The sequence below is a fragment of the Halomonas salsilacus genome (genome assembly GCF_051216275.1).
Lineage (GTDB): Bacteria > Pseudomonadota > Gammaproteobacteria > Pseudomonadales > Halomonadaceae > Halomonas.
In genome coordinates this window covers 147,899-172,753 of the sequence record NZ_JBPKAQ010000001.1, presented here as the reverse complement: position 1 = coordinate 172,753, position 24,855 = coordinate 147,899, and the positions used below count along the sequence as shown (strand labels likewise).

Here is a 24,855-nt window from a genome sequence, read left to right as displayed (position 1 = left end):
ACCACAAGACAGGAGCTACACCCATGAACGCACCCGTCATCGATCAGACCAAGCTTGAATCCTTCGTCGCCCAGGCCGTTGGCGACCTTTCTTCCGCCTACGGCGGCGTGATGGTGAGCCTGGGCAGCAAGCTCGGGTTGTACAAGGCCCTGGCGGGCGCCGAGCGCTACGTAGGCGAGTGGCTGAATGCCCAGGCCGCCGGCGGCTACGTGGGCTATCACGCCGTCAGCGACACCTACGAGCTGTCCCCCGAGCAGGCCATGGTGCTCGCCGACGAGGAGAGCCCCGTGTTCATTCCCCACGCCTGGCAGGTGCCGGCCTCGATGTGGTTCGACGAGGAACGCACCCTGGAGGCGTTTCGCACCGGTAAGGGCGTGGCCTGGGGCGACCACGACGGCCGCCTGCAGTGCGGCGTGGCGGCCTTCTACCGCAACGGTTATCGGGCCAGCCTGGTGCCGGAGTGGCTGCCCGCCCTGGAGGGCGTCGTCGAACAGCTCGAGGCCGGCATCGACGTTGCCGACGTGGGCTGCGGCCATGGCCACTCGACCGTGTTGATGGCCCAGGCGTTTCCCCGCTCGCGTTTTCACGGCTTCGATGCCCATGCGGCCTCGATCGACGCGGCCAGGCGAAATGCGGCCGCGGCGGGCGTTGCCGATCGCGTGAGTTTCGAACTCACCCAGGCGGTGAACTACCCCGACAGGCAGTACGGGCTCATCTGCTTCTTCGACTGCCTGCACGACATGGGCGACCCCATTGCCGCCGCCCGCTACGCCGAGCAGGTGCTGGCCACGGGCGGCACGGTGATGCTGGTCGAGCCATACGCCCAGTACAAGGTGGAGAACAACCTCTCGACCGTCTCGCGCATGTACTATGCGGCCTCCACTACCATCTGCTGCGCGCATGCCATCTCGGGAGGCGGCACGCTCGTGCTCGGCGCACAGGCCGGCGAGGCGCGCCTGGCCGAGGTGTTCCGCAAGGCCGGTTTCACCCACTTCCGGCGCGCGGCTGAAACACCGTTCAACCTGATCCTCCAAGCGAGGCGTTGACGAGCGGGAATCGTCATACGGGGGCCGCAGATACGAGCCCCGTTTCGTTTTATGTCTGCCTAAGCGAACTGCCTTCCTTGTCCGGACGGCGGGCAAGGTGCAGCCTCTTGCCTCCTGAGCACATGGCATCAGGAGCCACTGCTGAAAATCGACGCAGTTTTACGCCTTCATGCGTGACCGCAGCAGGCCTTGAACTTGCCCCCGCTGCCGCAGGGACAGGGCGCGTTGCGGCCGGGCTTGAGCCGATGGACGGCGGGGTTGCCCTCGAGATAGAACCAGCGCCCCGCCTCTCGCACGAAGCCCGAGGACTCTTCCAGCACCGACCAGCGTTTGCCATCGCGGAAGGTAGCGCGGAAATGCACCCATCCCCGCTCGCTCTCCTCGCGGCTCTCGAGCACCTCGAGACGCGTCCAAGTAGTCGCTGCGTCCGCTTGCAGGCTCGACGGCCGAGTGCTCGGGTGCCAGGTCGCCAGCAGGTAGTCGGCGAGGTCGAGCACGAAGGCGCTGTAGCGCGAGCGCATCAGCGCCTCGGGGGTCGGTGCCGGCTCGCCGGCGTGAAAGCGCCCGCAGCAGCCGGCGAGCGGCCGGCCGCTGCCGCAGGGGCAGGGGCAGGGGCAGGGGCAGGTAGGTGGGTCTATCGGTGTCATGAAGGGTCGCTACTCCTCAAAGATCATCGCTATCCGTGTTCGAAATATTCCCGATCGGTAATCACACTCTCCCATCACGCTTCGCTAGCCATGATAATTACCGTTCGGTAATTATGCCATTGCGGGGCACCGGCGCTCCGCCTAGAATTACCGAACGGTAATCACCCTCGAGGTCCCCATGCCGACCAACGACTCCCCTGCCCCCCTGGCCGCCACCATTCGCCACAGCGAAGTGCTGGGTCAGCTGGTGCGCCAGCTGCGCACCGAGCAGGAGCTGCTGCAGATCGACCTGGCCGGCCTCGCCGGCACCGGCAACCGCTTTATCGTGGACCTGGAGCGAGGCAAGCCGACCCTTCAACTGCAGAAGGTGCTGGACGTGCTGGACCTGATGGGGCTCGAGGTCGTCGTGCGGCGCAAGGGTGGCAGCCGCCATGGCGCGTGAGGATACCCTGGAGGTCTACCAGGGCGATAACCATGTTGGTCGCCTGCATAACGCTGATCTGATGCGCTTCGAGTATGCCCCAGCGTGGCTGGAGCACCCCGATGCGGTCAGCCTCTCACCTTCCCTCCCCCTCACGCGGCAGATTCACGTTGGCGACGACGTGCTGGCCTACTTCGAGAACCTGCTGCCGGAAGGCGACCTGCGTCATCACCTGGAGCTTCGCCACCACACCACGACGGTCTTCGGGCTGCTGAAGGCCATCGGCGGCGACACGGCCAGCGGCTTCACCCTGTTGCCGCCAGGAGCGTTACCGGCTACGCCGACCTATCGGCCCATCAGTTGGGAGGCGCTGGCGGAACACCTGCGGCACCGGGAAAAAGGCCCCCTGCTCTCGCCACAGGGCGAGGAGGCCCGCATCTCGCTGGCCGGTGCTCAGAACAAGCTACTGCTGATGCTGCTTGAAGACGGCAGCCCCGCCATACCGGAAGGATCGGCGCCTTCCAACCATATCCTCAAGCCGGACATCCAGGGCCTGAGAGGCGTATGGAGTTCCGCCATGAACGAGACCTTCTGCATGCAACTGGCCGCCGAGCTCGGGCTCGGGGTCGCCGAGGCCAGCTACCAGCCCCAGACCCGGGCCTGCCTGGTGCGCCGATATGACCGCGTGCCTGACGAGCAAGGCGGGCTGCGACGCCTGCACCAGCTCGACTTCTGCCAGCTCGCCGGCACACCTTCGCTGATCAAGTACGAAAGCGACGGCGGCCCCGGCCTGGCGCGTTGTCGCGAACTCCTGCAACAGGTCGGCACGCCCGCCAAGGACTTGCAGCGCCTGATCGGCTGGTTCTTCTTCAACCTGTTGATCAGTAACAACGACAGCCACGCCAAGAATCTCGCCATCCTCTACACCGACGAAGGGCCCCGGTTGGCACCGTTCTATGACCTGATGAGCACGACGCTCTACAGCGGCCTCTCGCGCCGCTTCGCGTTTCGCATCGCCGGGGAGGTTCGCCCCGGCAGCCTCGAGCGTTCGCACCTCGAAGCGCTGGCCCGCGCGATGCGGTTCCAGCCCCGCTACTTCCTGCGCCAGGGGCTCGAACTCGCCGGACGCATGCCGGCAGCTATCGAGAGCACCCTCGCCACTCTGGGCGCCGAGGCCCATCAAGGCTCGGAGCAGACGCTCCTGGAGAAGCTGCAACAACGACTGCTGAGCAACTGCAGCAAGCTGCCCGAGCGGTGGTCGGTTGGCCAGGGTTGAGCCGGGACAGCTAGCCGAGGCGGGTATTCCCCTCGGCATCGATAGGAAAAACGGGGTTGCAGGCCACCTCCCAGAGGTGACCATCGGGGTCGGCGAAGAAGCCGGTGTACCCGCCCCACTCCGCCCGGCTGGCCGGCTTCACAACCTTACCGCCGGCGCGCGCTGCCTCAGTCAGCACCGCATTCACCTCGGGCTCGGAGCGCACGTTGTGCGCCAGCGTGATACCGCCGAAACCGCCGCCCTGTTCCGCCACCCCGACATCCTGCGCCAGGGCGGCGCGGGGATAGAGCGACAGGATCAAGCCGTTGAGTTGGTAGAAGACCACCTCGCTACCCACCGCCATGCCCACCAGCCAGCCCAGCCCCTCCTCATAAAAGCGACGCGACCGCGCCAGATCGCTGACGCCCAGGGTGATCAGGCTGATGCGCTGTTCCATCGACTTCCCCCTCGGCAGCGTCATTTCCATTGTCCCTGACGTCATCATAGTCCGGCACGGCATTCACGAAGGGGCCAGCGAACCGGTCTCGACATCGATGTGCAGAGAGACCGGGCAAAGTCTGACCCCTCCAGAAACAGGAAACCCGCCACACGGGCGGGTTTCCAGGCGGCCTCACGACGAGTGCCTCACTCCCACTCGATGGTCGCGGGCGGCTTGCTGCTCACGTCGTAGGTCACGCGGGAGACGCCCGAGAGCTCGTTGATGATCCGGTTGGAGACCTTCTCGAGGAGCTCGTAGGGCAAGTGTGCCCAGCGGGCGGTCATGAAGTCAATGGTCTCCACGGCGCGCAGGGCGATGACCCACTCGTAGCGGCGGGCGTCGCCGACCACGCCGACGGACTTCACAGGCAGGAAGACGGCGAAGGCCTGGCTGGTCTTGTGGTACCAGTCGGCGTTGTGCAGCTCCTCGATGAAGATGGCGTCGGCTTCGCGCAGGATGTCGGCGTACTCCTTCTTCACTTCGCCGAGGATGCGCACGCCCAGGCCCGGCCCCGGGAAGGGGTGGCGGTAGACCATGTCGTAGGGCAGGCCGAGTTCGACGCCGAGCCGGCGCACTTCGTCCTTGAACAGCTCGCGCAGCGGCTCCACCAGCTTGAGCTTCATGGTCTCGGGCAGGCCGCCGACGTTGTGGTGCGACTTGATCACGTGGGCCTTGCCGGTCTTGGCGGCGGCGGACTCGATCACGTCCGGGTAGATGGTGCCCTGGGCCAGGAACTCCACGCCGTCGATCTTGCTGGCCTGCTCATCGAAGACGTCGATGAAGGTGTTGCCGATGATCTTGCGCTTGGCCTCGGGGTCCGCCTCGCCTTCGAGCTTGCCGAGAAACAGCGCCTCGGCGTCCACGCGGATGACTGTCACGCCCATGTGCCGGGCAAAGGTCTCCATCACCTGGTCGCCCTCGGCCTTGCGCAGCAGGCCGTTGTCGACGAACACGCAGGTCAGCTGGTCGCCGATCGCCTTGTGCAGGAGCGCCGCCACCACGGAGGAGTCGACGCCGCCGGAGAGGCCGAGCAGCACGTGACGGTCGCCCACCTGCTCGCGCACGCGCTCGATCTGGTCCTCGATGATCTGGGCCGGGGTCCAGAGGCGCTCGGCGCCGCAGATCTCCAGCACGAAGTGTTCGAGGATGCGCTGGCCCTGCAGGGTGTGAGTCACCTCGGGGTGGAACTGCACGCCGTAGAAGCGCTTCTCCTCCCAGGCCATGGCGGCGATGGGGCAGCTCGGGGTGGAGGCGGTGACGGTGAACTCCGCGGGCACCCGGGCCACCTTGTCGCCGTGGCTCATCCAGACGTCGAGCTGGCTCTTGCCGGTATCGTGGTCGATGTGGTCGGAGATGTCGCGGAACAGCGCGGTCGGCTCGTCGACGCGGATCTGTGCGTAGCCGAATTCGCGGACGTGGGAGCCCTCCACGGCGCCGCCGAGCTGCTCGGCCATGGTCTGCATGCCGTAGCAGATGCCCAGCACCGGCAGGCCCAGCTCGAACACGCACTGGGGGGCGCGGGGCGTGCCCAGCTCGGTGACCGATTCCGGACCACCGGCGAGGATGATGCCGTTGGGGGCGTACTCGCGAATCTCGGCCTCGGTGATATCGAAGGCGCGGATCTCGGAGTAGACGCCGATCTCGCGCACCCGGCGGGCGATCAGCTGGGTGTACTGGGAGCCGAAGTCCAGGATCAGGATCTTGTGGGCGTGAATGTCAGTCATGAAAGCGTCTCGGTGTGGCGGCAGGCCGAATCAAAAAGCGTGCGGCGGGGAGAGCCCCGCCGCGGTCGATCAGTGAACGGGTTCAACTCGCCCGATAGTTCGGGGCTTCCTTGGTGATCTGCACATCGTGCACGTGGGACTCGGCGAAGCCGGCCCCGGTGATCTGCACGAACTGCGGCGTGGTGCGCATCTCCTGGATGTCGCTGCAACCGGTGTAGCCCATGGAGGCGCGCAGGCCGCCCATCAGCTGGTGGACGATGGCGCTCATCATGCCCTTGTAGGGCACCCGGCCCTCGATGCCTTCCGGCACCAGCTTCTCGGCGCCCTCGCTCTTGTCCTGGAAGTAGCGGTCGGCGCTGCCCTGGCTCTGGGCCATGGCGCCCATGGAGCCCATGCCGCGGTAGGCCTTGTAGGTGCGGCCCTGGAACAGCTCGACCTCGCCCGGGGCCTCCTCGGTGCCGGCCAAGAGGCCGCCCACCATCACCGCGCTGGCGCCGGCGGCGATCGCCTTGGCCAGGTCGCCGGAGAAGCGCACGCCGCCGTCGGCGATCAGCGGGATGTCGTAGGGTTCGAGCGCCGCGGCCACGTTGGAGACCGCGGTGATCTGCGGCACGCCCACGCCGGCGACGATGCGGGTGGTGCAGATGGAGCCGGGGCCGATGCCAACCTTGACGGCGTCGGCGCCGGCCTCGGCCAGGTCCTTCGCCGCCTCGGCGGTGGCGATGTTGCCGCCCACCACTTGGATACGGGGGAAGGCTTCCTTCATCCAGCGCACCCGGTCGATCACGCCCCTGGAGTGGCCATGGGCGGTATCGACGATGATCACGTCCACGCCGGCCTCGGCCAGGGCGGCGACGCGGTCCGGGGTGTCGGTACCGGTGCCCACCGCGGCGCCGACCAGCAGGCGGCCGTCGGCGTCCTTGGCGGCGAGGGGGAAGGTGCGCGCCTTCTCGATGTCCTTGAAGGTGACCAAGCCACGCAGGTGGAAGCGGTCGTCCACCACCAGCATCTTCTCGACGCGGTGCTCCTGCATCTTGCCCTTGATGACGGCGAGGTCGGTGCCTTCGGTCACGGTCACCAGGCGCTCGCGGGGGGTCATGATGTCGGAGACGCTGTCGCCGTGGTTGGGCTGGAACCGCATGTCACGCTCGGTGACGATGCCCACCAGGGTCTCGCCTTCCACCACCGGGAAGCCGCTGAAGCCATGCTCCTGGGCCATGGCCAGCAGGTCCTCCAGCTTGGCCTTGGGGCCTACGGTTACCGGGTCCTTGACGATCACACTCTCGTGCTTCTTGACCTTGCGCACCTCGGCGGCCTGGTGAGCGATGGTCATGTTCTTGTGGATGATGCCGATGCCGCCTTCCTGGGCCATGGCGATGGCCAGGCGGGCCTCGGTCACGGTATCCATGGCCGCGGAGACCAGGGGAATATTGAGGAAGAGGTCGCGGGTAAGGCGGGTCCGCAGGTTGACGTCCTTGGGCAGGATCTCGGAGTAGCCGGGAACGAGCAGGACATCATCGAACGTAAGCGCTTCTTGGGCCATACGGAGCATAAGCGGCAACACCCAGTGAGCTGGAGGGGAAGAAGAAGTTAATCCCCCATTATAGCGACCAAGGGTGGGTGACGTCATCCAAGAGAAGCGGATCCAGCAGGCCGCCGCGGCTTGCCGGGCGCTACATTCAGCATCATCTCATTACACTTGCGTTCAGTCGTAGTGAACTATGCTGCAAATGTTCCCGAGCTCTGCTTCGGGAGTCTCCCCACTGAAAGAAGGAGCGTCGACATGAACTGGGACCAAATCGAAGGCAAGTGGACGGAACTGAAAGGCAAGGCTCGCTCGAGCTGGGGCGAGCTCACCGATGATGATGTGGATGAGCTCGCCGGCAAGCGTGACCAGCTGGTCGGCAAGCTTCAGCAGAAGTACGGCCTGGCCCGTGAGGAAGCCGAGAAGCAGGCCGATGAATGGGCCAAGGATCTTTGACCCCCTACCCTGACCCGACGTGACGCGCCAAGGGATCAAGCGCCCAAGGAGAAAATGATGCGCAAACATGTACTTACCCTCGCCATTGCCGCCCTGGCCGGCGGCCTTGCCCTCGGCGCCCATGCCCAGCCGACCTATGAGCCCCAAGGCCTCTACTCCGCCGAGGACATCCTCGACGCCGACGTCTACCTGACCAGCGATCCCGATGAGCGGGTCGGCGAGGTCGAGGACATCCTCTTCGATGAGGCGATGCAGGTCACCGCCCTGGTGATCGAGAGCGGCAGCGTACTGGGGCTGGGTGGCCGCGACTTCATCGTCGAGTCGGGCCAGTTCACCCTTCTCACCCACTTTGATGACGACGGCGAGACCGAGCACCGCGTGATGCTGGAGGCCAGCGCCGAGGCGCTCGAGGCCTACCCGGTGTTCAGCGACGACTGGTGGGAGCGGGCCCGCGAGCGCTCCCGCGAGGCCTGGCTGGAGACCCAGGAGGGCGCCGAGAGCGCCTGGGAGACCACCCAGGAAGGGGCCGAGCGCGCCTGGGAGACGACCCGCGAGAACGCCCGACGGGCCTGGGAAGCGGCCCGCGACGCGGTGGGCGCCGACTGACTCGGCCCCGCCACCTCCAACGACTGGACGATACGCCGCCGAGTCCCGCGCTCGGCGGCGCTGCATCAGGGGCGGCATGAGAGGGTGCCATGCGGGGCCGTGTTCCGTGGCACCAGGCGGCACCCCTGGCGCCGCCGGCGGCGTGGTAGGCTGTGGCCGTCAGCCTCAGGAGCCGAGTCCATGCCCGCCGCCCCCGATACCCTCTCCGTCAGCGAAGTGAACCTCCGCGCCCGCCAGACCCTGGAGCGGGATTTCGGCGAGCTGTGGGTGGAGGGCGAGCTCTCCGGGGTGTCGCGGCCGAGCTCCGGCCATCTCTACTTCACCCTCAAGGACGACCAGGCCCAGCTGCGCTGCGCGCTGTTTCGCACCCGCGCCCGTTTCGTGGCCGCCCCCATGCGCGACGGTGACCGGGTGCGGTTGCGCGGGCGGCTGTCGATCTTCGAACCCCGTGGCGACTACCAACTGATCGCCGAGGCCGTGCAGGCCGCCGGGGTCGGCGAACTGCTGGCCGCCTTCGAGAGGCTCAAGACCACGCTCACCGCGGAGGGGGTCTTTGCCAACGCCAGGCCCCTGCCCTGCCCGCCCCGCCACCTGCTGGTGCTCACCTCGCCCACCGGCGCGGCGATCCGCGACGTGCTGGCGGTGCTGGCGGCACGCTGGCCGCTGGCCCAGATCATCCTGATCCCGGTGCCGGTGCAAGGCCGCGAGGCGGCACCGGCGCTGATCGCGGCGCTGGGCCTGCTCAATCGTCAAGCAGCGCTGGATCCGGCCCGGGACGCCATCCTGATTACCCGCGGCGGCGGCAGCCTGGAGGACCTGTGGGCCTTCAACGACGAGCACCTGGCCCGGGCGATCTTCCATTCGCGCCTACCTGTGATGTCGGCGGTGGGCCACGAGGTGGATGTGACCCTGGCCGATTTCGCCGCCGATGCCCGGGCGCCGACCCCCTCGGCCGCCGCCGAGCAGCTGATGCCGGACCAGCGCGAGCTGACTCGCCGACTGGCGGCACTGGAGACGCGCTTGGCCCGCGCCGCCGAGGGGCGCCTGGAGCGCGAGGCTCAGGGGCTCGACCACCTGCGCGCCCGGCTGCGCCACCCGGGCGAGGTGCTGGTACGCCGCCGCGAGGCCCTGGGCCTGCTCCAGGGGCGACTGGATCGTGCCACGGCCGCGCGGCTGGAGACCGAGCGTCGCCACCAGCGCCAGCTGGCCGCCCGCCTGGCCGCCCACGCGCCGGCACGGCGCCTGGAGGAGGCCGACGAACGACTCGCCCGGGCCAGGACGCGGCTCTATGCCGCCATGCCCCGACAGCTGGCGAGCCACCGCCAGCAGCTGGCGGCGGTGGTGCGGGAGCTGCAGGCGGTGAGCCCCCTGGCCGTGTTGGGACGCGGCTACGCCATCCTGGAGGACACACAGGGGCAGGTGGTGAGGCGGGCGACGGATACCTCGCCGGGCCGGACGCTCAGCGCGCGGCTCGGCGAGGGGCGCCTCGACCTCAGGGTGATCCGCGTCGACGCCTGCGACATAACGCCACAGGAGGGAATCTCGTCGAGGTGAGGGTTTCAAGGCACCGGGTGACCTGGATAGGCTTAGACTGACAACGAAACCTTCGGCCTGCCCCCGGATCCTGGCACCTCGCCACGACTCACGGAGAACGGTCCCAACCTGCAAGGAGTTTTACCATGTCACTGCGTATCAATGATGTCGTTCCGGATTTCGAGGCCGACACCAGTCAGGGCCCCATTCGCTTCCACGAATGGATCGGCGACAGCTGGGCCATCCTCTTCTCGCACCCCAAGGACTTCACGCCGGTCTGCACCACCGAGTTCGGCGCCGTGGCCAGGCTCAGCGAGGAGTGGAAGACGCGCGGCACCAAGGTGATCGGCGTGTCGGTGGACGGCGTGGAGGAGCACAAGGGGTGGATCCATGACATCGCCAGCTACGCCGGCTGCGAGGTCGGCTTCCCGATCATCGCCGACGAGGACCTCAAGGTCGCCAAGCTGTTCGACATGCTGCCCGCCGAGGCCTACCTCCCGGACGGTCGCACCCCGGCCGACAGTGCCACCGTGCGCACGGTGTTCATCATCGGCCCGGACAAGCAGCTCAAGCTCTCCATGACCTATCCGATGAACGTCGGCCGCAACTTCGGCGAGGTGCTGCGCGCCCTGGATGCCCTGCAGACTGCCAACGGCAAGGGCGTGGCCACCCCGGCCGACTGGACCCTGGGCGAGGACGTGATCATCCCGACGACGGTGTCCGATGCAGACGCCAAGGCCAAGTTTGGTGAGTTCGAGACCCTCTTCCCCTACCTGCGCCGCGCCAAGCTGCCCGAGTAAGGGCGACGACGATCCAGGGAATTCGCCTGACGCCCCCTGCTTCGGCAGGGGGCGTCGTCGTTGAGCGGGTCAGACGCCCGGCTTGAAGGTGCTCGGCTCCAGGTCATGGCGGCCCAACAGCTTGTAGAAGTCGGTACGGTTGCGCCCGGCGATGCGCGCCGCCTGGGTGACGTTGCCCTCGGTGATCTTGAGCACCTTGATCAGGTAGCTGCGCTCGAAGGCGGCCCGGGCGTCATTGAAGGTGGGCAGGGCGCTGTCCTCGGCGATCAGGGCCTGGGACACCAGCGCCTCGGGAATCATCGCCGTGCTGGTCAGCGCCACGCACTGCTCCACCACGTTGACCAGCTGGCGCACGTTGCCGGGCCAGGCGCTGGCGGCCAGCAGGTTGAGCGCCTCCGGCGAGAAGCCCTTCACGAAGGGCTTGTGGCGCTCCGCCGCCTTGGCCACCAGGTGCTTGGTCAGCAGCGGGACATCCTCGGCGCGCTCCTTGAGGGCCGGCAGGCGCAGGTTGACCACGTTGAGCCGGTAGTAGAGGTCCTCGCGGAACTCTCCCTCGCGCATGGCGCGGTCCAGGTCGCGATGGGTGGCCGAGATGATGCGCACATCGATGGGGGTCGACTGGGTGGAGCCCAGCGGGCGGATCTGGCGCTCCTGCAGGGCGCGCAGCAGCTTCACCTGCAGCGTCAGCGGCATGTCGCCGATCTCGTCGAGGAACAGGGTGCCACCATCGGCGGCCTGGAACAGGCCCTTGTGCTCGCTCACCGCACCGGTGAAGGCGCCCTTGGCATGCCCGAAAAGCTCGCTCTCGAGCAGCTGCTCCGGCAGCGCGCCACAGTTGATCGCCACGAAGGGCTTGTCGGCACGGCGACTCACCCGGTGAATGGCATTGGCCAGCAGCTCCTTGCCAGAGCCGGACGCGCCAGTGACCAGCACGCTGACGTCGGAGCTGGCCACCATGCGGGCCTGCTCGAGAATCCGCTCCATCACCGGGCTGCGGGTAATGATCTCGGCGCGCCAGGCGTCATCGCCCTCGAGGGCGGGCCCCGGCGCCTGGGCCAGCGCCTCGTCGATGGCGGCGAACAGCTCGTCGCGGTCCACCGGCTTGGTGAGGAAGCTGAACACCCCCTGTCGGGTGGCGCTGACCGCATCGGGGATCGAGCCGTGGGCGGTGAGCAGGATCACCGGCAGCCCCGGTGCCTGGCGCTGCACCTCCTGGAACAGGGCCAGGCCGTCCATCTCGTCCATGCGCAGGTCGGTCAGCACCAGCTCCGGGCGGTCAAGCTCCAGGGCCTTGAGCGCCTCGCGGCCGCTCTCGGCGGTGGTGACCCGAAAGCCGCGGCTCTCGAGCCGCATGCTCAGCAGCTTGAGGAGGCTGACGTCGTCATCCACCAGCAGGAGATGCGGGCCGGTCGCGCCGCGCGGGCCCGACGCCGCACTGCCCGCCGTTCGGGCGCCCTGGGCGTGGGCCTGCAGGTGCAGGGAGGTCGCGTGTTTCACGGTCGTTCTCCTGTCATTCGGTCTGCTGTCGCAGGTTGATGCTCTGCTCGATGGCGGTTAGCGCCTCGAGCTTCTCGGCCAGGGCGGCGTTCTCCACTTCCAGCGCCGCGCGGCGTTGCTCGGTGCCAGCCAGTTCCCCCTGGGCACTCTCCAGACGACCGGCCATGGCGCGGCGCCCCTCCAACTCGTTCAGCCAGTAGCGCAGCAGCGGCTGCAGCTCGGCCGGCGCCGCGGCCAGGTCGGCCTTGAAGAGCCCCGCGGCCTGGTCCCACTGGCGCTCGCTGCCCCAGGCCAGGGTCACGGCCCGCGCCAGGCGGCGCTCGACGGCGTTGCCCTGGAGCCGGGTGAGCATGGGGTCGCGCCAAGTGCGATCGCCGCGCTGGGAGGTCAGGCCGAAGGCCACCCAGTCATACAGCAGGCACGCCTCGTCGGCGAAGCTGGGAACCTCGGCCTGGCAGTTGCCGACCGCGGCCACCTGGCTGGTCGTGCGGCCGGTGGGCTGGGCGAAGGGGGACTCCTGCAGCAGCTCACAGCCGGCCAGCCACAGGACAGGCGCGCAGGCCAGCAGGGGGCGAAATCGCATGGGGTCAGTTCCTTGCATGGTGGCCCGCCTCCAGGGCGGGCATCCGGGAGTGGGAAAGCTCGGCGTCAGGCATCCGCAGCGGCAGCGTCAGCCGGAAGCAGACCGCCAGCCGGGCATCCTCCACCAGCTCGAGCTGGCCACTCTGAAGCCGGGCGCAGTCGGCGGCCACCGAGAGGCCGATGCCGGAGCCCTTCAGTGGCCCCTTGCGCCGAGTGCGACCCTGGTAGAAGGCCTCGAACAGCCGCGGGCGGTCCTCCTCGGCGATGGGCTCGCCGCTGTTGGCCACCTCCAGCTCGAGTCGGTTCCGGCGGCGCCGGGCACGGATCTCCAGTTCGCCGCCATCCGCGCCATAGGCGATGGCATTGGACACCAGGTTGTCAAGGACCCGCGTGGTGGCGGTGCGGTCCAGCGACCACTCCAGCGGACCATCGAAGCAGGTCACCCGCATGCCCTTGGTGGTCAACGCCAGGCGGTGCTTGGCCAGCACCTCCCTGACCACGACGGCGATATCGAGACCCTCCTGGGTGACCTGACGGTTGTGCTGCAGCAGGTTGTAGTCAAGCAGTTGCTCGATGATCCGCTGCAGTTCGGCACCGCTGGCGTCGATCAGCTCGAGGACTTCGAGCTGGCGCGGGGTGAGCTCACCGGCCACGCCGTCGGCGAGCAGCGCCGACCCCTCGCGCACGCTGGCCAGGGGGGTCTTGAGTTCGTGGGACATATGGCGCAGGAACTGCTGCTTCTCGGCCTCGAGCTCATCCAGTCGCGAGGCGAGCCAGTCGAGGCGCTCGTCGAGCTGAACAAGCTCGGCGGGACCCTGCACGGGCCGCACCGCATTGCGAGGGACCCCGCTGCCGATGCCGAGGATTCGCCGCTCCAGCTGGCGCACCGGACGAATGATCAGCCAGGAGAAGAGCAGCATCAGCACGAGGCTCGCCGAGACCAGCGCCGCGGTCTGCAGCCATAGCCGCGTCTGGACGGTCTCTGCTCGCTCGCGGATGGCCTCGATGCGGCTGTCGATATGGCGGTTGGTGGCACGCCGGATCGCCTCGGTGCGCTCGGCGAAGGCGGGAAACAGCCCCAACTGCTCGCTGAATGCTTCCATGGGCAGGTCGGGCAGCTGCTCCAGCGCCTCCAGCTGGCGCTCCAGCACCTCTACATCGCGCTCCTCGCCGAGCAGCTCGCGCTGCTGCGCGAGAACGGCCCGATACTCCTCGAGGCGCTCGCCGTAGATCTCGAGCAGGCTCTCCTGCTCCACCACGGCGTACTGGCGGGCGCTACGCTCCATCTCCAGCGCCAGGGCCCCGAGGGTGCGGGCCCGGCGCGTCTCCTCCACCGCCTGGCGGGCGCTGACATCGGCCAGGCGCGACAGCTCGGAAAGCGCCTGGCCGGCCTGGAACATCAGCACGCCAAGCGGCAGCATCACCACCAGGAAGGCGAGCAGGACGAGCTGAAACAGGGAGCGGGGGCGCCAACGACGCGTCACACGGGTGGTCATATCCAGCGTTCTTTGCAGGATGGTGCGTGGCAGAGGAGCAGGAGAAACCGCCATCATCTTGACCTGTAGGATACCAGAGTTCTGCCAGCCGACGCGGCACCGTGCTTCACTTCCGACGACCACACGACCTGGCGGCAGCGTGGCTGAAAAAAAAGGGCCGGCAGAGCCGGCCCAAGTACGCAGGGAACTGAAGGGTCTGGAAAACGAGCCGAGAGTCCGCCTGACCAGTACGCTCGACGCGCTTTCCATGGGCCCGAAGGCTCTGTAGCCATGGGGATCCATTCGCCGCCAGGGGCTGGCTCCTCATGTGGGTGGTCAACCATCGCCTGGTTCACCGCCCTGCTTCATTCTTGGCACCACCGCCTCGGCCGGACCGATGGCGATGCTGCACGATTCGATCCCCCCTGAGGGGGAGAGGCATCCTTGCCAGGGCATCCTTGCCCCTTGTGGTACACGTCCCTGACTGCGTCGGTACCCGTCTCATCGCAACCTAAGTCACACATCGCTAGGAGCAGACGCTGATCGCTTCGGGAGCCGGGCGCACAGGGCAATGTTTGCCCGCCTCCCTTGGCGATCGAAGACGGTTCGAGCCGTCATGAACCGTCTCCGTTGCTCACCTAGACAATTGCGACAAGCGTGCCATAAAAAAATGAAAAGCATTAAAATCAATATATTAAAATACTACAACCAGGCAGAAGAAAGTCAGGAAGGCGAAAGGGAACCGCTGGCGAGCGATCGAGAGCGATTTTTTGTTGCCAGGTGGCGACATTTTTTTCGGAAATAAAAATAGCCATTTAAAATCAGGCCACTAGAGTGTCATCATCTGGCGACGTTAATCGGCGGGGCGACGCTGGAAGGAGACGCCTTCGTCGCCGGCAGCGGATCAGGCAGGAGAAGGCTGCCTCGATCACGCCCCGGCGAGCAGCGGCTTGACCAGAATCTTGGACTTGCGGGCGTGGTTGTAGGCGTCGCGCTTGAGCGGCGGCAGCTCATCGATATCGGCCAGGCAAAAGCCGTGCTCGAAGAACCAGTGGGTGGTGTGGGTGGTGAGGGCGAACAGCGAGGCCAGGCCAAGGCGACGGGCGCGCCGCTCGACCTCGGCCAGCAACAGCTCGCCTCGGCTGCCGCCACGGTAGTCGCCGTGGACCGCCACGCAGGCCAGCTCCCCCATGTCGGCGGCGCTGAAGGTGTGCAGGGCGGCGCAGCCGATGATCATGCCATCGCGCTCGATCACCAGGTAGTCGTCGATCTCATGCTCGAGGCGCTCCCGGGAGCGCGGCACCAGCATGCCGCGATGCTCCAGGGGATCGAGCAGTTCCAGCAGGCCGCCGATGTCGGCCAGCTCCGCCGGACGCAGCTGCTCGTAGCGATGCTGGGTGATCATGGTGCCCACCCCGTCGCGGGTGAACAGCTCGCCGAGCAGAGCGTCATGGTCGTGCCCGGAGAGCAGGTGGGTGCGCGCCACCCCGTGTCGGGCGGCCTGACAGGCGGCCTCCAGGTGGCGCGACAGCTCGCTGCCGGACGCCGCCTGGCCGAGCAGCGGCTCGGCTTCGGCCGGCGTCAGCTGGCGCTGCATCTGGCCGCTCTGATCGAACAGGCCGCTGGCCTCGCCGAGCAGGATCAGCTTGTCGGCGCCCAGCGCCATGGCGGCATGCTGGGCCACGTCGGAGGCGTTGAGGTCGAACACCTCGCCGGTGCTGGAGAAGCCCAGCGGCGGCAGCACCACCAGCGAGCCCCGCTCCAGCAGCCCCTTGATGGCCACGGCCCGTACCCGGCGCACCTCGCCGCTGCGGTCGAAATCGACCCCGTCGCGAACCCCCAACGGCTTGGCCATGACCAGGTTGCCCGACACCACGGTGAGCTCGACGCCGTGCATCGGGGTGTTGGGCAGCCCCAACGACAGCCGCGCCTCGAGCCACAGGCGCTGTTCCGCGGCGACCCGCTCGATGCAGGCCATTACCGCCCCGTCCGCCACCCAGCGCCCCTGGTGGAGGCCCGGCGCGATGCCGGCCTCGTCCAGGGCCTGCTGCACCTGGGGGCGAACGCCGAACACCACTACCAGGCGCACGCCCAGGGTGTGCAGCAGCGCCAGGTCCTGGATCAGCTGCTCCCCTCGCCCACGCGCCATGGCCTCGCCCTCGATCAGGATGACGAAGGTGCGCCCGCGGTGAGCATTGATATAGGGCGACGAGTTGCGGAACCAGTCGACGAAGGGGAAGCGTGTGTCCAAGGCCGCACTCCGGCAGCGGGTGAATGGAAAGAGAGGCGCGCCTCGATGATAGCAGAGCAACGAAAACCACGGCACTATCGCCCCGAGGCAAGGCCCGCGCGGTTGCGCGGGCCTTGCCTCGGGGCGCCTGGGCAGGTGCCGGCGCCTAACCGAAGATTCCCTTGAAGGTGAAGAAGAACAGGATCGAGAGGCCGGCACCGGCCGGCAGGGTGATCAGCCAGGACATCACGATGGTACCGATCACTTTCAGGTTGAGCGCCGCCATCCCGCGGGCCAGGCCCACGCCGAGGATCGCCCCCACCAGGGTATGGGTGGTGGAGATCGGCAGGCCGGTCCCCGAGGCCAGCACCACGGTGGTGGCGGCGGCCAGGGTGGCGGCGAAGCCGCGGCTCGGGGTCAGCTCGGTGATGCCGGTGCCCACTGTGGCGATCACTTTGTGGCCGTAGGTGATGAGGCCGAAGACAATGCCGCCGCCGCCCAGCACCAGTACCCACCAGGGCACCAGGGCGGCGCTGTCGATGACGCCATCGCTGCGCACCACGCTGATCACCGCAGCCAGCGGACCGACGGCGTTGGCCACGTCGTTGGAGCCGTGGGCGAAGGCCATGGCGCAGGCGGTGAAGATCATCAGCACCCCGAACACCCGCTCCACGTTGCTGAAGCCGAAGTGGTCATCGGCGCGGCGCTCGAAGACCACGCGGCGCTGCATCACGATGCCGATGCCCATGATGATCGCCCCGAACAGCAGGGAGAGCAGGAAGCTCTGATTGAAGGTGAGATCGAGCCCCACATGGGTCAGCCCCTTGGTCAGGGTGACCATGGCGACGATGAAGCCGACCAGGAAGACATAGAACGGCACGTAGCGCTTGGCCGCGGCAAAGGGCTCATGGGACTCGAAGATCAGGTGCTGGACCGACTTGAACAGCACGAAGGCGATGGTGCCCGCCACCAACGGCGAGATCAGCCAGCTCGACGCGATGGTGCCTACCTTGCCCCAGGCCACCGCCTCCACGCCCAGGCCCACGGCGCCGAAGCCGACGATGGCGCCGACGATGGAGTGGGTGGTGGAGACCGGCCAGCCCTTGGCCGAGGCGATCAGCAGCCAGATGGCCGCCGCCAGTAGCGCCGAGAGCATGCCGTAGACCAACAGCTGAGGGTCGGCCTCGAGCAACGCTGGGTCGACGATACCGCCGCGGATGGTCGAGGTGACCTCGCCGCCGGCCAGCCAGGCGCCGAGGAACTCGAAGATAACGGCAATGATGATCGCCTGCTTGATGGTGATGGCCCTGGAGCCCACCGAGGTGCCCATGGCGTTGGCCACGTCGTTGGCACCGACGCCCCAGGCCATGAAGAAGCCGAAGAGGCAGGCCAGGATGATGAAGATTTCGCCGTGCTGCGCGATGATCGACATAGGGGATTTGTCCTATGTGGCGTGTCGAAGTGGCGTGTCTTGACGCGGCTCGGGATCACCGATCCGCCTCGAGGGGGGTCATCGTGCGGTGAGGATCTGCAGGCGGCTGCCGACGCGTTCGGCACGGTCGGAGAGCTCGCCGACCCAGTCGATGATCTTGTACAGGAAGATCACGTCCACCGGCGGCAGATCGCTCTCCAGCGCGAAGAGCCGGCGGCGAATGTCCACCTGCTGGCCATCGGCCTGGTGCTCGAGCACGTGGAGCTGGCGGATCAGGCGATGCATCACGTCGGAGACGTTGCGACCGAAACCGGACTCGAGCAGGGTCTCGAGTTCCTCCATGGCCTCTCGAGACTGGGCCACGCAGGCGACCGAAGTCCGCATGTAGTCGCGCATGGGATCGGCCAGGGAGTCGGGTATCCGCATCCTGCGGCCGAGCATGATGCCGGTGATGTCGCGCACCTTGTTGGCCATCTTGTCCTGGACGCTGATCAGCTCCAGCAGGTCGGTGCGCGAGACCGGCAGAAAGAGGGTGTTGGGCAGGTTGAGGCGCAGCTCGGTCTTGAGCTCGTCGGCCTCGTGCTCCAGGCGCGTGATGGTCTCACGAATCCTTGCGGCCTCGGCCCAGTCGTCGACCAGGGTAGCCTCGAAGAAGGGCAGCAGCTGGTCGGCACACTCCTGCGCCTTGACGATATGCGCCAGCAGCGGCTGGAATGGCGAGCGACCGAACATCGCCGAGAACGGGTTGGGAGTGACCATGGGATTCTGTCGACCAGGGAAATGGCGGCGACAGTATAGTGACCATGCCCGGCGCCGTCATGAAAGAATCATCAGGATGTAACTTAACCGAGGTGGCAATCTCATGAGTCAGGAAACAGAGCTCAAGCTTTCCCTGGGCCCGGAGGGTCCGATGGCGCTGCGCCGCCACCCGCGGCTGACGTCGCTGCCGATGCAGGCATCCCACCTCGGCAACACCTACTTCGATACCCCCCAGGGTAGCCTGGAGACGGCCCGTATGGCGCTGCGCCTGCGGCGGGTCGACGGTCGCCTGCTGCAGACCCTGAAGACCCGCGGCGAAGGCGGCGGCGGACTGTCGCGGCGGGGGGAATGGGAGTGGGAGGTGCCCGGGCCGGGGCTGGATCTGGAAGGCCTGGCGGAGCTGCCGACTGCAGCGCTCGGTCAGGAGGCGCTGGAACGGCTGGCCCCTCGCTTCACCACCGATTTCCAGCGTGAGACCCGGGTGATCGACCACCGCGGGGCACTCATCGAAGTGGCCCTGGACGAGGGGGAGATCCTTGCCGCCGGCCGGCGGGTGGCCATCCGCGAGCTGGAACTCGAGCTCAAGACCGGCAAACCCGATGCCCTCTGGTCCCTCGCCGAGTCGCTGGCCGGCTCGGTGGCGCTGCGCCCCGCGGACACCAGCAAGGCCGCTCGGGGCGGGGCACTGCTCGGCGGCGAATGGCGACTGCCCGAGGGGGGCACGCCGAGCGCCTGGCTGCATCGTGCCGTGGTGGCGCTGGACGCCCTGGCCGATACCGGCGACGAGGCCTGGCGCCGCAAGGCCATCCAGGCCCTGCGCCAGTTGGGCGAGGCCAGCGACAGCGACAGCGAAAACATCGACAGCGAAAACAGCGACGCAGCCCGGGAGCTGGCCGAGGCGCTCTCCAACCCGGCCTGGCTAACCCCGGCGTTTGGCCTGACTATGGTGCGCCTGGCTCGCCGCCTGCCCGCCGACCGGCCGCTGGGCTGACGGGCGGCACCCCCATCCCACAGGGAGAGCATGATGAATCTCGGATTCCACCCCGGCGGAGAGGGCCTGCGCACCCGCCTCTTCCAGATCATCTTCGAGTCGGACACGCCCGCGGCCAAAGGCTTCGATATCGCCCTGATCGTGACGATACTGGCCAGCGTGCTGGTAGTGATGCTCGACAGCGTGGAGGCCTATGCGGCGCGCTGGGGCGAGCTCTACTTCTGGCTGGAGTGGGGCTTCACCCTCGCCTTCACCATCGAGCTGGCCGTGCGCCTCTACTGCCTGGAGCGGCCGCTCGTCTATCTGAGGAGCTTCTACGGGGTGGTAGATCTCATCGCCGTGCTGCCCACCTGGCTGGCGCTGGTCATCCCGGGGGCCCAGGGCCTGCTGATCGTGCGAGTGCTCAGGGTGCTGCGCATCTTCCGCATCCTGCGACTCATGCAGTTCGTCGGCGAGGGCCGTCTGCTGGTGGAGTCGCTGCGACGCGCCCTGCATCCGATCTTCCTGTTCCTGATCACCGTGCTCTTCCTGGTGACCATCTTCGCCTCACTGATTTACCTGATCGAGCCCGCCGAGGCCGGCTTCACCAGCATCCCCCAGGCCATCTACTGGGCCATCGTCACCCTCACCACGGTGGGCTACGGCGATATCGTCCCGGTCACGCCACTGGGCCAGGGGCTCTCGGTCATGGTGATGCTCACCGGCTACTCGATCATCGTGGTACCCACCGGCGTGTTCTCGGCGGAGGTGATCCGTTCGGTCCGCCAGGAGCGCTACTCCGACCAGGCCTGCCCCGGCTGTGGCCACGACCGGCACGAGCAGAGCGCGAAGTACTGCCTGAAGTGCGGCACCTGGCTCGACGAGGAGACGCCCGACCCGCACCTCCCCGAGGAGGAGCAGGAGGCCTGGTGGAAGGCCCATGAGGACAAGGAGAGCGACAAGGACGACAAGGACGACAAGGACGACAAGGACGACAAGGACGACAAGAAAGAGAAGACGCCGCCGGGCTGAGCCGGCGGCGTCGGTCGCGGTGGCGCGGGTGCCTACTCGCGGAAGGGCTCGACGTCGCCGCGCCCTTCGCGCAGGATCGTCGGCGGCAGCTCGCGCAGGTCCACCACGCTGGTGGGCTCCAGGTGGCAGGCGCCGCCGTCGATGATCAGGTCGAGGTGCGCCGCGAAACGATCGCGGATCGCCTCGGCATCGGTCATCGGCAGCTCCTCGCCCACCGGAATCAGGGTCACGCTCATCAGCGGCTCGCCCAGTGCGTCGAGCAGGGCATGGGTGATGGCATGGTCCGGCACCCGCACCCCGATGGAGCGGCGCTTGGGGTGCAGCAGCAGCCGCGGCACCTCGTTGGTGGCAGTGAGGATGAAGGTGTAGGCACCCGGCGTATGAGCCTTGAGCAGCCGGAACACGGCGTTATCCACCTTGGCGTAGGTGCCGATCTCCGAGAGATCCGAGCAGACCAGGGTGAAGTTGTGCTTGTCGTCCAGCGAACGCAGCCACTTGATCTTCTCGACGGCCTTCTTGTCGCCGAGGTGACAGCCCAGGGCATAGCCCGAGTCGGTGGGGTAGGCCACCACCCCGCCCGAACGGATGATCTGGATCGCCTGGTCGATCAGGCGCTTCTGGGGATTGTCGGGGTGAATCTGGAAGAACTGGCTCATGGTCGAGCTCCTTTTCGATAAATCCAGAGCCTATCGCCGCTCCGCTCAGTACTGATCTGGCGGCAGGCCCCGGCGCTCTCCGCTGGCAGGGGCAACGACGATAGCTCTGATGCGCTATGAAACTAGGCCCCTACTATAGCGCCAACTATATCGCCAACACGGCTGCCAGCCGCGGGTGAGTCCACACCGGCGGCGTGGCCGTGCGCGGCACCGGGCTCATGCTGCCCGGCGCGAGATGGCCGCCGGGAAAGTGGAAGTCGCTGCCCAGCGAGGCGTAGAGCGCCCGCTCCTGGAGCTGGCGGGCGAGGTCGCGGGTGGCATCAGGGTTCTGGAAACCGCTGACCAGTTCGGCCGCCTGGCCGCCCGCCTCGCGGAAGGTATCCAGCAGCAGGCCGCGCTTGCGCCGAGTCAGGCCATGGCGCAGCGGATGGGCCAGCACCGCCACGCCCCCCGCGGCGACGATCCAGGCTACCGCCTCGGCAATCTGCGGCCAGTGGGACTTCACGTCGCCGGCCTTGCCGTCCCCCAGATGCTTCTTGAAGGCGGTGGCGACATCGGGCACCAGGCCCGCGGCGACCAGCGCCCGGGCAAAGTCTGGCCGGCCCAGGGGCCGCTCGCTGCCGGCCTGCTCACGGGCACGCGCCAAGGCGTCCGTCAGGCCGATCTTCTCCAGCCGCTCGGCGATCTTGAGCGCACGCCGCTCCCGGGCCTCGGCCTGGGACGCCAGCCCCTCGACCAGGGGGCCGCGCGCGCCTGCCGGCAGCAGCCCCACCACGTGGATGTTGCGGCCTCGCCACTGGGTGGAGAGCTCGGTGCCGGGAATCAGGGCAATCCCCTCCCGCGCCGCGGCGGCGGCCGCCTCGGGCACGCCGGCCAGGGTGTCATGGTCGGTCAGCGCCATGTGGGTGAGACCCCGCGCGCGGCACAGCTCTACCAGCTCTTCGGGCGGCAGGGCGCCATCCGAGGCGGTGGAGTGCATGTGCAGATCGATGGACAGCGGTTCGGGGTCGCCCTCGAAACGGGCGGGAAGTGGGGGCATTGGCATGACGCCGGCTGGGGACTTTGTCAAAATGGCTGTCCATGGTGCGCGCCAAGCCTTACCCGGTCAATCACGGGCGCATCCAGCGACACCAGCCGCCCAACCCGAGGAAATCACTACCATGCTCTACGCCATCATCAGCGAAGATGTGAACAACAGCCTGGAACAGCGTCTCGCCGCTCGCCCGGACCACCTGGCCCGCCTGGAGGCGCTGCGCGATGAGGGCCGCCTGGTGCTGGCCGGCCCCCACCCGGCCATCGACAGCGAGGACCCGGGCGAGGCGGGCTTCACCGGCAGCCTGGTGGTCGCCGAGTTCGAGAGCCTCAAGGCCGCCCAGGCCTGGGCCGACGCCGACCCTTACATGATCGCCGGGGTGTACGCCCGGGTCACGGTGAAGCCGTTCAAGAAGGTCCTGCCCTGACTCCCCTCACTCCCCGACACCTTGCCCACAGGCGAGTTTTGCACAGACGCTGTGGATAACACTGTTGAAACGCCGCGGACGCTTTTCCCCAGCCGGCATGGGGCGCCGCCGCGGCGACATTGATCAGATAGTGACCAGCCTCCCCTCTGATGACCCGCCCCCCCCCAGCGATGGAGCCGCCGTGACCGCCGCCCCCGATGGCCTGCCCCCCCTCGCCGCCCTGGAGACCGCCCGTCTCGACTGGCGGCGCGACGACACCGGCGAGGAGGCCCCCCGCTCCGCCGACTTCGACGATGTCTACTTCTCGCGCCACGACGGCCGCGCCGAGACCGAGCATGTCTTCCTCGACGGCAACCGGCTGCCGGAACGCTTCGCCGGCTGGCAGGAGAGGCGCCCCTTCGTGATCGGCGAGACCGGCTTCGGCACCGGGCTCAACATGCTGTGCGCCTGGGCCTGCTTTGACGCCCACGCCGCGGCGGGGGCGCGGCTACACCTGGTCTCCACCGAGAAGTTTCCGCTCCGCCGCGAGGACCTGGCCCGGGCGCTGGCCATCTGGCCGGACCTGGTCAGCCGCGCCGAGGCGCTGGTGGCCCAGTGGCCCGAGCCGGTGGCGGGGGTGCACCGGCTCGGGCTCGGCCCGCGGGTCACCCTGGACCTGCACTTCGGCGATGCCGCCGAGCGGCTCGCCCTGCTCGATGGCCGGGTCGACGCCTGGTTCCTCGACGGCTTTGCCCCGTCGAAGAACCCGGCGATGTGGCAACCCGAACTGTTCGACGCCATGGCCGCGCGCTCGCGCCCCGGCGCCACCTTCGCCACCTTCACCTGTGCCGGAGTGGTCAAGCGCGGACTCAAGGCGGCCGGGTTCGCCTGGCGCAAGGTGCCGGGCTTCGGCCGCAAGCGCGAGATGCTGGCCGGCGAGATCGACGCGCCGCCCGAGGATAGGCGACGCACTGCCACCCCCTGGTTCACCCCGCTTCCGGCACGGCCAATGCAGCATGTGGCGGTGATCGGCGCCGGCATCGCCGGCGCTGGTGTGGCCGCCGCCCTGGCCGAGCGCGGCCTGGCGGTGACCCTGCTCGACCGCGAGGGCCCCGGGGCCGGTGGCTCCGGCAACGCCCAGGGGGCGCTCTACGTCAAGCTTGCCGCCGAGACCAACCCCCAGAGCCGCGTCTATCTGGCCGGTCTTCTCCACAGCCGACGCTGGCTTTCTCGCCTCGACCCAGGCCAGTCCCTGTGGTCACCCTGCGGCGTGCTGCAGCTCGCGCTCGGCGAGAAGGAGCCGGCGCGCCAGGCGCGCTTCCTGGCACGCCATCCGCTGCCGTCAGGCGTGGTGGAGGGGGTCAGCGCCGGGCAGGCCGCCGAGCGTGCCGGCGTCGAGACCGGGGCGCCGGCCCTGGACTACCCCGCTGCCGGCTGGGTGCGGCCGGACGCCCTCTGCTGGCGGCTGGCCGAGACACCGGGAGTCGCCTTCCGGCAGGCCGAGGTGACCCGCCTGGAGGCCACGCGCGAGGGCTGGCACCTGCTGCTCGGCGACGGTACGACGCTCGACGCCGACCAGGTGGTGATCGCCACGGCGGCGCTGGCCAACCGCTTCGCACAGACCAGCGCCCTGCCCCTGCAGCCGGTGCGCGGCCAGGTGAGCCGACTGCGCCTGCCGCGGGACACCCCGGGTCTCGGCCGGGTGGTCTGCGCCGGCGGCTATGTGCCGCCGGCGCTTTCCGGTTGGCTCACCTTCGGCGCCACCTTCTCCCCCAACGACGCCGACGGCGAGGTGCACGAAAGCGACCACGACGCCAACCTGGCCGAGTTCGCGCGCACCCTGCCCGCCTATGTCGCCGCCCTGCGCGAGGCGGGGGCCGACCTCACGCGGAGTGGCCTCGAGGGCCGCGCCGGAGTGCGGGCGGCGAGCCCGGACAAGACCCCCTACGCCGGCCCGGTACCCGACGCCGAGGCGTGGCGGGAGGCCTACGCCGGGCTGGCCAGGGACGCGACGCGCATCCCCGACATCCCCGGCCGCCACCATGCCGGGCTCTGGATCAGCACCGCCCACGGCTCCCGGGGCCTGGCCAGCGCCCCGCTCTGCGCGGAGCTGCTGGCCTCGATGATCTGCGACGAGCCGCTGCCCCTGGAGCAGCCGCTGGTGGACCATCTGCACCCCGGGCGGCGGCTGATCCGCGATCTCATGCAAGGAAAGCATGAATCAGCATCAGCGAGGGGCGTAGGAAACAGCTCGTAGAGGGCGTCCTACGC

General features: G+C 68.2%; 23 protein-coding genes. 11 read left to right on the top strand and 12 right to left on the bottom strand.

The features are described from left to right. Positions 1 to 23: 23 nt before the first annotated feature. Positions 24 to 1,046: a class I SAM-dependent methyltransferase gene (locus ACR80S_RS00790; protein ID WP_435402292.1), complete on the top strand. Its 1,023-nt coding sequence runs from the start codon at positions 24 to 26 to the stop codon at positions 1,044 to 1,046. Positions 1,047 to 1,213: 167 nt separating this feature from the next. Here the strand turns inward: ACR80S_RS00790 and ACR80S_RS00785 are convergent, their stop codons facing one another. After that, positions 1,214 to 1,693 (bottom strand): YchJ family protein, encoded by a 480-nt coding sequence (locus tag ACR80S_RS00785; RefSeq protein ID WP_435402291.1) that lies wholly within the window; start codon positions 1,691 to 1,693, stop codon positions 1,214 to 1,216. Positions 1,694 to 1,871: 178 nt separating this feature from the next. Here ACR80S_RS00785 and ACR80S_RS00780 point away from each other — a divergent pair, with 178 nt between their 5' ends. Both ACR80S_RS00780 and ACR80S_RS00775 read left to right on the top strand, forming a co-directional pair. Next, entirely contained in the window at positions 1,872 to 2,135 is a 264-nt protein-coding gene (locus ACR80S_RS00780; protein ID WP_435402290.1) for a type II toxin-antitoxin system Y4mF family antitoxin, read from the top strand. Beyond that, positions 2,125 to 3,390 (top strand): type II toxin-antitoxin system HipA family toxin, encoded by a 1,266-nt coding sequence (locus ACR80S_RS00775; RefSeq protein WP_435402289.1) that lies wholly within the window; start codon positions 2,125 to 2,127, stop codon positions 3,388 to 3,390. Before ACR80S_RS00780 ends, ACR80S_RS00775 begins: the two co-directional genes overlap by 11 nt. A gap of 10 nt (positions 3,391 to 3,400) precedes the next feature. Here the strand turns inward: ACR80S_RS00775 and ACR80S_RS00770 are convergent, their stop codons facing one another. The 3 genes from ACR80S_RS00770 to guaB all read right to left on the bottom strand — a co-directional run bounded on the left by ACR80S_RS00770 (position 3,401) and on the right by guaB (position 7,144). Further along, positions 3,401 to 3,826, bottom strand: a complete 426-nt coding sequence (locus ACR80S_RS00770) for a VOC family protein (protein WP_435402288.1) — start codon at positions 3,824 to 3,826, stop codon at positions 3,401 to 3,403. A gap of 188 nt (positions 3,827 to 4,014) precedes the next feature. Continuing rightward, on the bottom strand, positions 4,015 to 5,592 hold the full coding sequence (gene guaA / locus ACR80S_RS00765; protein WP_435402287.1) for a glutamine-hydrolyzing GMP synthase: 1,578 nt from the start codon (positions 5,590 to 5,592) through the stop codon (positions 4,015 to 4,017). Between the two features lie 82 nt (positions 5,593 to 5,674). After that, on the bottom strand, positions 5,675 to 7,144 hold the full coding sequence (gene guaB, locus ACR80S_RS00760) for an IMP dehydrogenase (RefSeq protein ID WP_435401327.1): 1,470 nt from the start codon (positions 7,142 to 7,144) through the stop codon (positions 5,675 to 5,677). A gap of 231 nt (positions 7,145 to 7,375) precedes the next feature. Between guaB and ACR80S_RS00755 the strand changes: the two genes are divergently transcribed. The 4 genes from ACR80S_RS00755 to ACR80S_RS00740 all read left to right on the top strand — a co-directional run bounded on the left by ACR80S_RS00755 (position 7,376) and on the right by ACR80S_RS00740 (position 10,512). Continuing rightward, the gene (locus tag ACR80S_RS00755) at positions 7,376 to 7,573 is read left to right on the top strand and encodes a CsbD family protein (RefSeq protein ID WP_435401326.1); all 198 of its coding nucleotides are present in this window, start codon (positions 7,376 to 7,378) and stop codon (positions 7,571 to 7,573) included. A 57-nt stretch (positions 7,574 to 7,630) separates the two neighbouring features. Then, positions 7,631 to 8,179 carry a PRC-barrel domain-containing protein gene (locus tag ACR80S_RS00750; RefSeq protein WP_435401325.1) on the top strand — a complete coding sequence of 183 codons (549 nt, stop codon included), beginning with the start codon at positions 7,631 to 7,633 and terminating at the stop codon, positions 8,177 to 8,179. Positions 8,180 to 8,359: 180 nt separating this feature from the next. After that, entirely contained in the window at positions 8,360 to 9,733 is a 1,374-nt protein-coding gene (gene xseA, locus ACR80S_RS00745; protein ID WP_435402286.1) for an exodeoxyribonuclease VII large subunit, read from the top strand. Between the two features lie 125 nt (positions 9,734 to 9,858). Then, positions 9,859 to 10,512 carry a peroxiredoxin gene (locus ACR80S_RS00740; RefSeq protein ID WP_435401323.1) on the top strand — a complete coding sequence of 218 codons (654 nt, stop codon included), beginning with the start codon at positions 9,859 to 9,861 and terminating at the stop codon, positions 10,510 to 10,512. A 69-nt stretch (positions 10,513 to 10,581) separates the two neighbouring features. Here the strand turns inward: ACR80S_RS00740 and glrR are convergent, their stop codons facing one another. From glrR to ACR80S_RS00710, 6 genes are all read right to left on the bottom strand, one after another. Continuing rightward, positions 10,582 to 11,865 (bottom strand): two-component system response regulator GlrR, encoded by a 1,284-nt coding sequence (glrR, locus tag ACR80S_RS00735; RefSeq protein ID WP_435402561.1) that lies wholly within the window; start codon positions 11,863 to 11,865, stop codon positions 10,582 to 10,584. A 157-nt stretch (positions 11,866 to 12,022) separates the two neighbouring features. Continuing rightward, on the bottom strand, positions 12,023 to 12,592 hold the full coding sequence (locus ACR80S_RS00730) for a hypothetical protein (protein ID WP_435401322.1): 570 nt from the start codon (positions 12,590 to 12,592) through the stop codon (positions 12,023 to 12,025). 4 nt (positions 12,593 to 12,596) lie between these two features. Then, positions 12,597 to 14,087: a sensor histidine kinase gene (locus ACR80S_RS00725; protein WP_435401321.1), complete on the bottom strand. Its 1,491-nt coding sequence runs from the start codon at positions 14,085 to 14,087 to the stop codon at positions 12,597 to 12,599. Between the two features lie 907 nt (positions 14,088 to 14,994). Beyond that, positions 14,995 to 16,317 (bottom strand): amino-acid N-acetyltransferase, encoded by a 1,323-nt coding sequence (argA, locus tag ACR80S_RS00720; RefSeq protein WP_435402285.1) that lies wholly within the window; start codon positions 16,315 to 16,317, stop codon positions 14,995 to 14,997. A 145-nt stretch (positions 16,318 to 16,462) separates the two neighbouring features. Next, the gene (locus tag ACR80S_RS00715; RefSeq protein WP_435402284.1) at positions 16,463 to 17,728 is read right to left on the bottom strand and encodes an inorganic phosphate transporter; all 1,266 of its coding nucleotides are present in this window, start codon (positions 17,726 to 17,728) and stop codon (positions 16,463 to 16,465) included. A 78-nt stretch (positions 17,729 to 17,806) separates the two neighbouring features. Beyond that, the gene (locus ACR80S_RS00710) at positions 17,807 to 18,487 is read right to left on the bottom strand and encodes a TIGR00153 family protein (protein ID WP_435401318.1); all 681 of its coding nucleotides are present in this window, start codon (positions 18,485 to 18,487) and stop codon (positions 17,807 to 17,809) included. A gap of 103 nt (positions 18,488 to 18,590) precedes the next feature. Between ACR80S_RS00710 and ACR80S_RS00705 the strand changes: the two genes are divergently transcribed. Further along, a complete protein-coding gene (locus ACR80S_RS00705; RefSeq protein ID WP_435402283.1) occupies positions 18,591 to 19,478 on the top strand; it encodes a CYTH domain-containing protein in 888 nt (295 codons plus the stop codon). A gap of 33 nt (positions 19,479 to 19,511) precedes the next feature. Beyond that, positions 19,512 to 20,489: an ion transporter gene (locus tag ACR80S_RS00700; protein ID WP_435402282.1), complete on the top strand. Its 978-nt coding sequence runs from the start codon at positions 19,512 to 19,514 to the stop codon at positions 20,487 to 20,489. A gap of 32 nt (positions 20,490 to 20,521) precedes the next feature. Here ACR80S_RS00700 and ACR80S_RS00695 read toward each other — a convergent pair whose 3' ends face one another. After that, the gene (locus ACR80S_RS00695; RefSeq protein ID WP_435401315.1) at positions 20,522 to 21,145 is read right to left on the bottom strand and encodes an L-threonylcarbamoyladenylate synthase; all 624 of its coding nucleotides are present in this window, start codon (positions 21,143 to 21,145) and stop codon (positions 20,522 to 20,524) included. A 145-nt stretch (positions 21,146 to 21,290) separates the two neighbouring features. Next, on the bottom strand, positions 21,291 to 22,190 hold the full coding sequence (locus ACR80S_RS00690) for a PHP domain-containing protein (protein WP_435401337.1): 900 nt from the start codon (positions 22,188 to 22,190) through the stop codon (positions 21,291 to 21,293). 115 nt (positions 22,191 to 22,305) lie between these two features. Between ACR80S_RS00690 and ACR80S_RS00685 the strand changes: the two genes are divergently transcribed. Next, positions 22,306 to 22,605 carry a YciI family protein gene (locus ACR80S_RS00685; RefSeq protein WP_435401314.1) on the top strand — a complete coding sequence of 100 codons (300 nt, stop codon included), beginning with the start codon at positions 22,306 to 22,308 and terminating at the stop codon, positions 22,603 to 22,605. A 181-nt stretch (positions 22,606 to 22,786) separates the two neighbouring features. Further along, positions 22,787 to 24,841, top strand: coding sequence for a bifunctional tRNA (5-methylaminomethyl-2-thiouridine)(34)-methyltransferase MnmC2/FAD-dependent 5-carboxymethylaminomethyl-2-thiouridine(34) oxidoreductase MnmC1 (gene mnmC, locus ACR80S_RS00680; protein WP_435402281.1), 2,055 nt, complete (start codon positions 22,787 to 22,789; stop codon positions 24,839 to 24,841). Positions 24,842 to 24,855 lie beyond the last annotated feature (14 nt).

Coding starts and splice junctions, on each gene's coding strand:
- ACR80S_RS00770 (WP_435402288.1), bottom strand. CDS start 3,826: ATGGAACAGCGCATCAGCCTGATCACCCTGGGCGTCAGCGATCTGGCG.
- ACR80S_RS00785 (WP_435402291.1), bottom strand. CDS start 1,693: ATGACACCGATAGACCCACCTACCTGCCCCTGCCCCTGCCCCTGCCCC.
- ACR80S_RS00700 (WP_435402282.1), top strand. CDS start 19,512: ATGAATCTCGGATTCCACCCCGGCGGAGAGGGCCTGCGCACCCGCCTC.
- guaA (WP_435402287.1), bottom strand. CDS start 5,592: ATGACTGACATTCACGCCCACAAGATCCTGATCCTGGACTTCGGCTCC.
- ACR80S_RS00790 (WP_435402292.1), top strand. CDS start 24: ATGAACGCACCCGTCATCGATCAGACCAAGCTTGAATCCTTCGTCGCC.
- ACR80S_RS00710 (WP_435401318.1), bottom strand. CDS start 18,487: ATGGTCACTCCCAACCCGTTCTCGGCGATGTTCGGTCGCTCGCCATTC.
- guaB (WP_435401327.1), bottom strand. CDS start 7,144: ATGCTCCGTATGGCCCAAGAAGCGCTTACGTTCGATGATGTCCTGCTC.
- ACR80S_RS00695 (WP_435401315.1), bottom strand. CDS start 21,145: ATGAGCCAGTTCTTCCAGATTCACCCCGACAATCCCCAGAAGCGCCTG.
- ACR80S_RS00775 (WP_435402289.1), top strand. CDS start 2,125: ATGGCGCGTGAGGATACCCTGGAGGTCTACCAGGGCGATAACCATGTT.
- ACR80S_RS00725 (WP_435401321.1), bottom strand. CDS start 14,087: ATGACCACCCGTGTGACGCGTCGTTGGCGCCCCCGCTCCCTGTTTCAG.
- ACR80S_RS00715 (WP_435402284.1), bottom strand. CDS start 17,728: ATGTCGATCATCGCGCAGCACGGCGAAATCTTCATCATCCTGGCCTGC.
- glrR (WP_435402561.1), bottom strand. CDS start 11,865: ATGCGGCTCGAGAGCCGCGGCTTTCGGGTCACCACCGCCGAGAGCGGC.
- ACR80S_RS00730 (WP_435401322.1), bottom strand. CDS start 12,592: ATGCGATTTCGCCCCCTGCTGGCCTGCGCGCCTGTCCTGTGGCTGGCC.
- ACR80S_RS00780 (WP_435402290.1), top strand. CDS start 1,872: ATGCCGACCAACGACTCCCCTGCCCCCCTGGCCGCCACCATTCGCCAC.
- ACR80S_RS00705 (WP_435402283.1), top strand. CDS start 18,591: ATGAGTCAGGAAACAGAGCTCAAGCTTTCCCTGGGCCCGGAGGGTCCG.
- ACR80S_RS00685 (WP_435401314.1), top strand. CDS start 22,306: ATGCTCTACGCCATCATCAGCGAAGATGTGAACAACAGCCTGGAACAG.
- ACR80S_RS00740 (WP_435401323.1), top strand. CDS start 9,859: ATGTCACTGCGTATCAATGATGTCGTTCCGGATTTCGAGGCCGACACC.
- ACR80S_RS00690 (WP_435401337.1), bottom strand. CDS start 22,190: ATGCCAATGCCCCCACTTCCCGCCCGTTTCGAGGGCGACCCCGAACCG.
- xseA (WP_435402286.1), top strand. CDS start 8,360: ATGCCCGCCGCCCCCGATACCCTCTCCGTCAGCGAAGTGAACCTCCGC.
- ACR80S_RS00755 (WP_435401326.1), top strand. CDS start 7,376: ATGAACTGGGACCAAATCGAAGGCAAGTGGACGGAACTGAAAGGCAAG.
- ACR80S_RS00750 (WP_435401325.1), top strand. CDS start 7,631: ATGCGCAAACATGTACTTACCCTCGCCATTGCCGCCCTGGCCGGCGGC.